The following is a 10,995-nucleotide window of genomic DNA, read 5'->3' as shown; positions in this document are numbered from 1 at the left end:
TCAGCCGAGGCGCTCACCCGTGGTCGCGGAGAACACGTGCGAGTGGCCGGCCTGGATGGCGACGGAGATGACGTCACCCTTGTCCGGCACACCGCGCGGGTCGATGCGCACGATGACCTGGTTGGTGTCGCCGGCGGAGAGGTCGACGTCGGCGGCGTCGCCCTTGAGCGAGCCGTAGACGAAGGCGTCGGAGCCGAGCTCCTCGACCAGGTTGACCTCGACCTCGAACGAGCCGGAGGTGCCGGACGGGACGACGTCGAGGGCCTCGGGGCGGAAGCCCAGGGTGACCTTGCCGCCGTCGGCCTCGCTGATGGTGGAGGCGATCGAGCGCTCCAGGGGGACGCTGGCCGAACCGACCTTGACGTTGCCCTCCTTGACGTCGAACGTACCGATGTTCATGGCCGGGGAGCCGATGAAGCCGGCGACGAAGACGTTGCTCGGGCGGTCGTACATCTCACGCGGGGTGCCGACCTGCTGCAGGATGCCACCGTTGAGGACCGCGATGCGGTCGCCCATGGTGAGGGCCTCGGTCTGGTCGTGGGTCACGTAGACCGTGGTGACGCCCAGGCGGCGCTGCAGCGACGCGATCTGGGTACGGGTCTGGACGCGGAGCTTGGCGTCGAGGTTCGACAGCGGCTCGTCCATGAGGAACACCTGCGGCTGACGCACGATGGCGCGGCCCATGGCGACACGCTGACGCTGGCCACCCGAGAGGGCCTTCGGCTTGCGGTCGAGGTACTCGGTGAGGTCGAGGATCTTCGCGGCCTCCTCGACCCGCTGGCGGATCTCCGCCTTCGGGGTGCCCGCGATCTTCAGGGCGAAGCCCATGTTGTCCGCCACCGACATGTGCGGGTACAGCGCGTAGTTCTGGAACACCATCGCGATGTCGCGGTCCTTGGGCTGCACGTCGGTGACGTCCCGGTCACCGATGAAGATGTGCCCGCCGTTGACGTCCTCGAGACCCGCGAGCATGCGCAGGGACGTGGACTTACCGCAGCCGGACGGGCCGACGAGGACGAGGAACTCGCCGTCCTCGATCTCCAGGTTCAGCTGGTCGACAGCCGGGCGCTCCGTGCCCGGGTAGACGCGCGTCGCGTGGTCAAAGGTGACCGTAGCCATGAGAAAACATCCCTCCACCGGCAGGTACGTGCCGGACGATCCGTTGTGGTCGGGTGCCGTTGCTTCCACTGACGTGTCGGCGGTGACACTGTTGCAGCGCGATCGTACCCCGGTTGGTCAAGGTCGCGGTACAGACCAGGTCACAGGCAGGTCACTCCTCGCCCAGGGTGCGGGCGAGCCCGGCCAGGACGGCGGCGAGCGCGTCGGGGTCGGGCACGCGGTGGGACGCGAGGGTGTCGCCCGTGCCCACCTTGATCGTCAGGTCGCCGGACTCCAGCGCGCCGAAGGCCGCCTCGTCGGTGGTGTCGTCGCCCGCGTACAGCACGCGGACCTTCTCGACGCCCAGCTCGGCCGCCACGGTGCCGCGCAGGCGGCGCAGCGCCTCGCCCTTGCTCGTGGGCACCACGGAGACCTCGACCACGTCCTTGCCGTGCATGGCCGGCAGCCCCTGGTTGGCGGCCACCTCGTCGGCGGCCACGGTGATGGCCGCGGCGTCGTCCACGCTCGCCAGGCGCGTGTGCACGACGGCGGCGGCGGGCTTGACCTGCACCCACGCCCCCTCGCGGCCCGAGACCGCGGACTCGAAGCCCGCCACGAGCGCGTCGAGCTGGGCCGACTGGGTGGTCGTCAGGCGGAACGGCACCTGCTCGACGCCGGTGCTGGTGGCCCGGCCGGCCTCGGCGCCGTGGCTGCCCACGAGGAAGGTGCCGTCGGGGGCCACCGTGCGCTCTGCGAGGTCGGACAGGTCACGCCCGGACACGAACGCGAGGCGCACCGGGGCCTCGTGCGTGAGGGCGTGCAGCTGCTCGATCGCGGCGCGGGCCGCGCGGGTCATGGCGGACGACTTGGGGTCGTCGACCAGGGGCGCGAGCGTGCCGTCGAAGTCGGAGGCGAGCAGCCAGCCGGTCGTCGGCTTCTTGCGCCGCCCGTTGCCGTTGCTCATCCGGGCCAGGCCCTTGGCGGGGACGCCCTCCGGCAGGGTGGTGAACGCCGTCAGCGCGTCCCGGAGGTTGTGGTGGCGGGGCTCCGCGGCGCGGGGGTCCACGCTGAGCGGCCGGGGCGGCACCGCGGTGAGCACCCCCAGGAAGGTCTCGGACCACTTGGCGACGTCGTCCGCGAGGACCTTGCGGCGCAGGCGGCGCATGCGGCGGCGCTGCTCCTTCGGGTCCATGGTCGCGGCGGCCACGATGATGTCCTTCATGCCGTCGATGTCGTGCGGGTTGACCAGCAGGGGGCCGGGGGAGAGCTCGTCGGCGGCGCCGGTGAACTCGCTCAGCACCAGGGCGCCCCGCTCGTCGGAGCGGGCGGCGATGTACTCCTTGGCGACCAGGTTCATGCCGTCGCGCAGCGAGGTGACCAGCAGCACGTCGGCCGCGAGGTAGAGCGCGGCCATCTCCTCGGGCGGGTAGGAGTGGTGCAGGTAGTGGATGGCGGAGTGGCCCAGCTCGCCGTACTCGCCGTTGATGCGGCCCACCAGGACCTCGACGTGCTCGCGGAGCTCCTGGTAGGCGCCCACGTTCTCGCGGCTCGGGCTGGCGACCTGCACGAGCGTCGCGTGCTCGACGTCCAGGCGGCCGTCGTCGAGCAGCTCGCCGTACGCCTTGATGCGGTGCCGGATGCCCTTGGTGTAGTCGAGGCGGTCCACGCCCAGCATCAGCGTGTCGGGGTTGCCCAGGTCGGCCTTGATCTCCTTGGCGCGCGCCTGCACCTCGGGCGTGCGCGCCAGGGTGTCGAACCGGTGGGAGTCGATCGAGATGGGGAACGACGACGCGCGCACGTGCCGCCCGGGCCGCCCGTCGGCGTCCGGGATGGTGATGACGGGGCCGCGGGTGGTGTAGCCCGTGAGCCGGCGCGCGGACCGCACGAAGTTCGCGGCGTCGCCGTTGCGCTGGAAGCCCACGAGGTCCGCGCCGAGCAGGCCGTCGATGATCTGCCGCCGCCACGGGAGCTGCGCGAACAGCTCGACCGGGGGGAACGGGATGTGGTCGAAGAACCCGATGCGCAGGTCCGGGCGCAGGTCGCGGAGCATGCGGGGGACGAGCTGGAGCTGGTAGTCGTGCACCCAGACGACGGCGCCCTCGGCGGCCTGCTCGGCCGCGGCGTCGGCGAAGCGCTGGTTGACGCGGCGGTACGCGTCCCACCACTGCCGGTGGTAGGCGGGCGGGGCGATGACGTCGTGGTAGAGCGGCCAGAGGGTGTCGTTGGAGAATCCCTCGTAGTAGCGCTCGATCTCGGTGGCGCTCAGCGTGACCGGCACCAGCATGACGCCGTCCGCCTCGAAGGGCTCGTGCGCGAGGTCCGGGGCGCCGGACCAGCCGACCCAGGCGCCGTCCGCACCCTGCATCACCGGTTCCAGGGCCGTGACCAGGCCTCCTGGCGACCTCTGCCAGGAGAGGCCACCGTCTGGGCCGACCGTGAAGTCGACCGGGAGCCGGTTCGCGACGACGACCAGATCGTACCCGTCTTTACCCGGCAATGTACTGCTCCTTATGTGTGGAAGATTCTATCTGTGCAGTGTCAAGAGTAGCGAGGGTCTCTTCCCTGCTCAGAGTAACGAGGTCGGCTCCCACTCGAACGTCGGTACGCCGCAGTGCTGGTCAGGGGCTGGATGTTGGCGGGCGTCCGCCGTCCGCGACGGCTACGGTGTGCCTCATGGAGGAGGTGGAGGCGTCGATCGCGCCCCCGCCCGGCTCCGGCCCCGCTGCCGGTTCGAAGCTGGGCGGTTACACGGTCGTGCACGAGATCGGGTCCGGCGCCATGGGCGCCGTCTACCGCGCCCTGGACGACGGCGGCAACGCCGTTGCCCTCAAGATGCTGCACCGCCACCTCGACGACCCCGCCGCCCGCGAACGGCTGCGCCGCGAGGCGACCGCGCTGCAGGGCCTGCGCCACCCGGCCGTCGCCCGCGTGCTGGACGCCGAGCTCGACGGCGCGGACGCCTTCATCGTCACCGAGCTCGTCGAGGGCCCCACGCTCGAGGAGGAGATCGACGCCCGCGGGCCGCTCGACCCCCGGGACCTCTTCGAGCTCGCCGACCAGCTCGCCGACGCCCTCGAGGCCGTGCACGGCACCGGCGTCGTGCACCGCGACCTGACCCCCTCCAACGTGCTCATCGCGCGCACCGGGCCCGTCCTCATCGACTTCGGCCTCGCGCAGGGCCCCGGCGACCCCCGGGCCACCCGGACCGGGTTCGTCATGGGCACCCCCGGCTACCTCGCCCCCGAGCTGCTCGACGGCGCCGAGCCCGGCCCCGACACCGACTGGTGGTCCTGGTCCGCGGTGCTCGCGTTCGCCGGCACCGGCCGCGCGCCGTTCGGCGTCCGGCCCACCGAGCTGGTGCTGCGGCGCTCGCGGCAGGGCCAGGCCGACCTCGACGGGCTGGAGCCGCGTGTCGGCCGGGCGCTCGCCGCCGCGCTGAGGGCCGTGCCCGCCGAGCGCTGGGGTCCCAACGAGGTGGCCAGGGCGCTGAAGGCCGAGTCGGAGGCATTCGTCGCGGCCACGTCCGGCGACGACGACTCCAGGACCGCGGAGCTCGACTCCGCCGACGACGGGACCATCGTGGTCGGCGGCGGGGGCTCGACCCGTGTCATGCCGAAGGGCCTGCTGCCCCGCCGGCGGCCGGTGTCCGCCGCGGCCGGCGGCGCGGGGGTCGGTGCGGCCGCCGGAGCCGCCGCGGCCGCGCGCAACCCCGTGGGCGGTGTCAGCGACCTGGCGCAGGCTCCCAGGGGCCGGTCGGTCACTGGGAGGGCCGTGGGATCGCCCGGGCCGGGTGCGCTGCCGGCCCCGTCCCTCGTCCCGGAGCAGACCAGCCCCGCGCGCGTCACCGGTTACCGGGCGCTGTTCCTGACCCTCACCCTCGCGCTTGTGACGCTCGCCGCCACGCGGCCCGGCGTCGCCGTCATCGTGTTCCTGGTGCTCCTGATCGTGACCCGCCTGGCCGGTATCGCGGTCGAGGAGTTCCGCGGCCGCCGCGAGCGGCGCGGGCCGAGCCGTGCCGACGCGCTGGTGGCGACGCTGCTCTCCCCGTGGCACCTGGTGCGCGCCGTGTTCGGCGTGCTGCCCGCCGCGGCCGTCGGCCTCTGCGCCGGGGTGATCGTGGTGCTGCTGGGGCTCATGCTGTTCGCGCCCGGCAACGTGATCATCGCCCCCATCCCGACGGTCGAGGCCAGGTCGGTGGGCGGTATGAACCAGCCCATCGTCGACAGCCTGGTGCTCGGCGTCGCGATGCTGGTCACGGTGGTCGTGACGTGGTGGGGGCCGGCGTCGTACGGGACGCGGGTCGGGGCCGGTCCGCTGCTGCGCCGGATCGCCCCGACGAAGGGCACGAAGACCATCGTCACGCTGGTCGTGCTGGCGCTCGCGCTGCTCGCGGCGGTGCCCCTGTTCGGCAGCCCGGTGGACGTCCACTGGTGGCCGCTGGGCGACCGGCCCACCGTCACCTGGTGACGTCCGACCGGGTGTCGGGAACGTACAGAAACGTTCAGCAGTCTCCCAGCGGACGCTAGTAGGCTTGGTGAAGGCGCGTGTCGCGCCTCGCCCCATTGGCCCGCATCTCGAAGGACCCCGATGTCGACGAATCAGACCAAGGCACAGCGCCGCGACGCGGCCCGTGCCGAGGCCCTTGCACTTCAGAAGAAGCAGCAGTCCACCGAGAAGCGCAACCGTGTGATCGTGCTGAGCGTGCTCGCTCTTGCGGTCATCGGCCTGGTCGTGGCGGTCGTGCTGATCCTCACCGAGGGCCAGAAGACGCCGATGGAGAAGGTCGACAACGTCCCCGCGGGCGTGGTCCAGGACACCGGCATCCCGGTGGGCGCCGACGGCGCTGCGGGCACCACCAACGAGGGCGCGAAGACGCTCGACGTCTACGTCGACTACATGTGCCCCATCTGCGGCCAGTTCGAGCAGACCAACAGCGCGAGCATCGCCGAGATGCGCGAGGCCGGTGACATCACGCTCGTCGTGCACCCGGTCGCCATCCTCGACCGCGCCTCGCAGGGCACCGAGTACTCGACACGTGCGGCGTCCGCCTCGGCGTGGGTCGCCGACAAGGCGCCCGAGCAGTTCTCCGCCTTCCACGACGCGCTCTTCGCGAGCCAGCCGGCCGAGAACACCGCAGGCCTGTCCGACGAGCAGATCGCCCAGGTCGCCGAGCAGGCCGGCGTACCGGCCGACGTCGCAGCGGGCATCACCGACGGTGACGCGAAGGACACCTTCGAGGAGTGGGTCGCCGCCTCGACAGAGGCCGCGACCAGCGACGAGGCGCTGGCCAACGCGCAGGGCAGCTTCGGCACCCCGACCGTGCTGATCGACGGCGAGCGGTTCGAGGGCTGGCAGGCGCCGGGCGCGCTGTCCACCGCCATCACGGGCGAGGAGCCGAGCTCCGAGCCCTCGGCGTCGCCGTCCGAGTAAGCACTCGGGTAGTACGACGGCGGGGTCCCGGGCTGCGGCCCGGGGCCCCGCCCGTCTGTGTCCAGGGCGTTCCGCCGACCCGCTGGTCCGGGACTCGGCTGACGGCGGCAGGAACGGTTAGGCTGTTCCCCGCCCGCCGCCTTAGCTCAGCTGGTAGAGCTCCCGCCTTGTAAGCGGAAGGTCGTCGGTTCGAACCCGACAGGCGGCTCCAGAGGCCCGGGATCCGAGCGATCCCGGGCCTTCGTGCTGCGTCCCGAACCGTCAGACGAACCGGCGGCGGCCGGCGAGCGCGCCGAAGACCATCTGGGCCACCAGCACCGCCAGCAGCATGGCCAGCGGGACGAACCAGCTGCCCGTGACGTCGTGCAGCAGGCCGAACAGGAACGGGCCGAGCGCGGCGAAGAGGTAGCCGAAGCCCTGCGCCATCCCGGACAGCCGGGCGGTGTCGGCGCCCGTCCGCGCACGCAGCGCGATCACGGTCAGGGCGAGGGAGAACACGCTCATCCCGAGGCCCGCCAGCAGGCTCCACAGCAGCGGCGACCACGCCGGGGCCAGCATCAGCCCGGCCGTCCCGGCGACGCCCAGGACGCTGAGCGCGATGATCCATCCGCCCTGCCCGCGACCACGCGCGGCCAGCGGGGCGACGAACAGGCTGATCGGGACGGCGACCAGCGAGACCAGGCCCATCAGCAGCCCGGCCTCGGAGCGGGGCACGCCGGCGTCCATCAGCACCTGCGGGAACCAGCCCATCGCGGCGTACGCGTAGAAGCCCTGGAGACCGAAGAAGCCGGTGACGATCCAGGCCAGGCGGTTGCGCAGCAGCGAGCGGCCGCCGTCGGCGGTCTCGGCCCGGCGGGGCGCCCGGCCCGAGCCGCGGGCCGCGAGGAGCCACACCAGCAGCGCGACGGCGGCCAGCACCGCCCAGGCGCCCAGCGCCGGGCGCCAGCCGCCGAACGCGTCGCCGAGCTGCGGTGTCACCGCCGACCCGAGCGCGCCACCGCCCTGCAGGGCCGCCGTGTAGACCCCGGTCATGAGTCCGATACGCGCCGGGAAGGAGTCCTTGATGACGACCGGGATCAGCACGTTGACGAGGGCGATCCCGGCGGTCGCGACCAGGGTGCCGCCCAGCACCACGAACGGCCCGTCGAGCACGCGCAGCACGAGACCGCCGGCGAGCGTGGTCAGCGCGACCGCGATGGCGGCGCCGATCCCGGCCCGGCGGGCCAGCAGCGGCGCGACGAGCCCCGCGCCGGCGAAGCACAGCGTCGGCAGCGTCGTGAGCACGCCCGCCCAGACCGCGGAGACCCCCAGGTCGAGGCGCATCTCCTCGAGCATCGGGCCGACGCCGGTGATGGCCGGGCGCAGGTTGAGGGCGACGAGCACAACGGCGACCGCGAGCAGCGCCCCGGCGGCGACCACGCCCGGCGTCCTGATCTCCACGGCGCCGTCCAGCTCGGCTTCCAGGCCAGGTCCACTGTGTTCGACGCGCATGACCGCTACCATGGCATACGTAGGATGATTGGACGAAAGGATTCCACTGTGCCGTTGGCCACCACGCACCGGGTCGGCCTCGTCGACCAGGTCATCGAACAGCTGCGGACCGCCGTCCGGGACGGCGAGTGGCCGATCGGCGAGCGCATCCCCACCGAGCCCGAGCTCTGCGAGCAGCTCGGCGTCGGCCGCAACACCATCCGCGAGGCGGTGCGCGCGCTCGCGCACACCGGGCTGCTGGAGGTCCGCCAGGGGGACGGCACGTACGTGCGCGCCACGAGCGAGGTCTCCGGCGCGATCCGCCGGCTCGCCGGCTCGGAGCTGCGGGAGGTGCTGCAGGTGCGGCGCACCCTCGAGGTCGAGGGCGCCCGGCTCGCCGCAACCGAGCGGACCGAGGAGGAGGTCGCCGAGCTGCACTCTCTGCTCGCCCGCCGCGCGACCGAGCTGGCCGAGGGGCGCTGGGAGGACTTCGCGCGGACCGACGCCGAGTTCCACGGGGCCGTCGTCCGCGCCGGGCACAACGGGCTGCTGACGGAGCTCTACCTGGGGCTGACGGAGGTCATCACCGCGAGCGTCGCCGCGACGTCCACCATCACGCCCGGCGTCGAGCACGCGCCCGAGATCGGCCACGAGGACCTGGCCGACGCTATCGCCGGGCGGGACCCGGAGCGCGCCGTCGCCGAGGCCTGCGGCTTCCTGGACGAGCTGCTGGCCCGCGTCGAGGGCACCTGAGCGGGGCCGTGGCGGGCGCGCTCCCTCAGACCCCTGGCGCCTCCGCCACGGCCCGCACCAGGTGCTCCGCGACGGCGCGGCGCTGGGTGTCCGGCATCGACCGGTAGGCGAGGGACTCGAACATCCACAGCCCGTCGGCGGCGAGGCGGGCCACCAGCAGGGACAGCGCGGCGGGATCGGACTCGGCGTCGTCGGGCACGGGGGCCCACCGTTCCAGGACGGCGCTCCACGGGGCGGCCCACTCGGGGCGGGTGGCGGCCTCCAGCATGAGCTGCAGCTCCGCGCGGGTCGCCGACTCGGCGCTCACGCGGATGTAGGCGGCCAGCCGCTCGCCGGCGGTGAGCTCGTCGGCCGGGCGGCCGGCGTCCGCCTCCAGCGTCCCCTCCCACCGCTCGGCCAGGTGCTCGTGGATGGCGACGAGCAGGCCCTCGCGCGAGGGGAAGTGGTACATGATCCCGCCGCGGGTCAGCTCGGCCTCGGCCGCCACGGAGTCGAACGTCACGGCCGTGACGCCCTCGCGCTGGACCAGGCGCACGGCGGATTCGAGGATGCGGTCGCGGTTGCTCGGTCGCACGGGGTCTCCTGCGGGGCTGCGTCGCGATAGGGGGCGCGGTTCAGTGTCCCGAACCGTAGGCGGAGGATGCCGACCCCGGACCGTAGGACCGCAGCAGCACCGTGGTGACGATAGCGCCGAGCGCCAGCACTGCGGCACAGATCACCATGACCACCCAGTAGCTGTTCCCGAACGCGGTGAAGGCGGCGGCGAGCACCTCCGGGCCGGTGCCCTCGGCGGTCAGGGCGTCGGTCATGGACCTGGCCGCCTCGGGCGGCGCGTCGTCGGGCAGCTGGACCGTCACGGTGTAGATCGTGGTCAGCAGCGAGCCGAGCAGGGAGACGGCGGCCAGGCTGCCGAACTCGTAGGAGACCTCCTCCACGGAGGACGCCATGCCGGCCCGGCGGGCGGGCACGTTGCCGATGATCGCGGTGGACGCCACCGACATCGCCGCCCCCAGCCCGAGGCCGGTCACCAGCAGGCCCCCGAGCAGCCACCACATGCCCTGCTGCACGCCGTACAGCGTGCCGGCCACGCCGACGGCGCCCACGGCCAGCCCGCCGCCGATCAGCACCCGCAGGCCCACGACGTGGAGGAACGCCCCGGCCAGCAGCGAGGAGGGCAGCGAGCCGAGGGCGATCGCGGCCACCAGGAGGCCCGCCTCGAGCGGGGTGAACCCCGCCACGAGCTGGAACCGCTGCGTCGTGGCGAGCTGCAGGCCGCCCATCGCGAACATGGCGATCGCCGCCGCCAGGACCCCGGACGTGAACGCGGGGTTGCGGAAGATCGCCAGGTCGAGCAGCGGGAACGGCAGCTTGCGCTGCCGGCGCACGAAGACGAACCAGCCCACGGCCGTCACCGCGGCCGCGCCGAGGATGACGGTCCCCGAGCGGTCAGCTTTGGCGACCTCCTTGATGAGCACCACCAGCCCCACCAGGGTGACCAGGGCCTGCACGGACGAGACGAAGTCCCAGCGGGTCCCGGGGTGCGGTTCGTCCTGCGGTGCGACGGCGAGGCCGACGATGACGGCCAGCACGACCACCGGCACGTTGATCAGGAAGATCGAGCCCCACGCGAAGTGCGCCAGCAGGAGCCCGCCGACGATCGGCCCGAGGGCGCCGCCCACCACCGACAGGCTGCCCCACACGCTGATCGCGATGTTGCGCTCACGCTCGTCCGTGAAGGTCACGCGGATCAGCGCGAGCGTGGCCGGCATCATCGCCGCGGCGCCGACGGCGAGCAGCCCGCGCGCCGCGATCAGCACCTCGGGCGTGGGCGCCGTCGCGGCGAGGAAGGACGCGAACCCGAAGACCACGAGCCCGGCGATGAACATGCGCCGGTGGCCGAACCGGTCGCCCAGGGTGCCCGAGCCGAGCAGGAGGCCCGTCATCACCAGGGGATAGGCGTTGATGATCCACAGGCTCTCGCTCCAGCTCGCGTCGAGCTCGCGTGTGAGGGTCGGCAGCGCTGTGAACAGGATCGAGTTGTCCAGGGTGATCAGCAGCAGGCCGGTGCCGACGGTGACCAGGAGGGTCCAGCGCCGCCCGGTGCCGAGCTGGGACGCGCCCGCACTGCGCGGAGGGCTCATCGTCATGGTTGTAAATGTACCATCTAGAAGGTTAAGTTACGCGGTCAGGGTGGGGGTCGTGGAGACGTCAGAAGCCCCTCGGTGCGAGCACCGAGAGGCTTCT

At 72.8% G+C, this 10,995-nt stretch carries 8 protein-coding genes and 1 tRNA gene; 4 read left to right on the top strand and 5 right to left on the bottom strand.

Annotation, left to right across the window (positions count from 1 at the left end):
* Entirely contained in the window at positions 1-1,119 is a 1,119-nt protein-coding gene (locus tag H291_RS0122490; protein ID WP_020017285.1) for an ABC transporter ATP-binding protein, read from the bottom strand.
* Positions 1,120-1,270: 151 nt separating this feature from the next.
* Positions 1,271-3,610, bottom strand: coding sequence for a trehalose-phosphatase (otsB, locus tag H291_RS31255; RefSeq protein ID WP_198012572.1), 2,340 nt, complete (start codon positions 3,608-3,610; stop codon positions 1,271-1,273).
* 161 nt (positions 3,611-3,771) lie between these two features.
* Here otsB and H291_RS34290 point away from each other — a divergent pair, with 161 nt between their 5' ends.
* The 3 genes from H291_RS34290 (at position 3,772) to H291_RS0122470 (ending at position 6,739) form a co-directional block, all read left to right on the top strand.
* Positions 3,772-5,565 (top strand): protein kinase domain-containing protein, encoded by a 1,794-nt coding sequence (locus H291_RS34290; protein ID WP_020017283.1) that lies wholly within the window; start codon positions 3,772-3,774, stop codon positions 5,563-5,565.
* A gap of 120 nt (positions 5,566-5,685) precedes the next feature.
* The gene (locus tag H291_RS0122475; protein WP_020017282.1) at positions 5,686-6,528 is read left to right on the top strand and encodes a DsbA family protein; all 843 of its coding nucleotides are present in this window, start codon (positions 5,686-5,688) and stop codon (positions 6,526-6,528) included.
* A gap of 135 nt (positions 6,529-6,663) precedes the next feature.
* Positions 6,664-6,739: transfer RNA gene (locus H291_RS0122470), tRNA-Thr, on the top strand.
* Between the two features lie 50 nt (positions 6,740-6,789).
* Here H291_RS0122470 and H291_RS0122465 read toward each other — a convergent pair.
* On the bottom strand, positions 6,790-8,019 hold the full coding sequence (locus H291_RS0122465) for a CynX/NimT family MFS transporter (protein WP_020017281.1): 1,230 nt from the start codon (positions 8,017-8,019) through the stop codon (positions 6,790-6,792).
* Positions 8,020-8,067: 48 nt separating this feature from the next.
* On the opposite strand from H291_RS0122465, the gene H291_RS0122460 reads away from it, so the two are divergent.
* Positions 8,068-8,751: a FadR/GntR family transcriptional regulator gene (locus H291_RS0122460; RefSeq protein WP_020017280.1), complete on the top strand. Its 684-nt coding sequence runs from the start codon at positions 8,068-8,070 to the stop codon at positions 8,749-8,751.
* A 25-nt stretch (positions 8,752-8,776) separates the two neighbouring features.
* Here the strand turns inward: H291_RS0122460 and H291_RS0122455 are convergent, their stop codons facing one another.
* Both H291_RS0122455 and H291_RS0122450 read right to left on the bottom strand, forming a co-directional pair.
* A complete protein-coding gene (locus tag H291_RS0122455) occupies positions 8,777-9,325 on the bottom strand; it encodes a TetR/AcrR family transcriptional regulator (RefSeq protein WP_020017279.1) in 549 nt (182 codons plus the stop codon).
* Positions 9,326-9,365: 40 nt separating this feature from the next.
* Positions 9,366-10,898 carry an MFS transporter gene (locus tag H291_RS0122450; RefSeq protein WP_020017278.1) on the bottom strand — a complete coding sequence of 511 codons (1,533 nt, stop codon included), beginning with the start codon at positions 10,896-10,898 and terminating at the stop codon, positions 9,366-9,368.
* Between the last annotated feature and the right edge of the window lie 97 nt (positions 10,899-10,995).

It is taken from the genome of Promicromonospora sukumoe 327MFSha3.1 (assembly GCF_000385135.1).
Taxonomy (GTDB): Bacteria; Actinomycetota; Actinomycetes; order Actinomycetales; family Cellulomonadaceae; genus Promicromonospora; species Promicromonospora sukumoe_B.
This window is presented reverse-complemented; position numbering and strand designations above follow the sequence as displayed.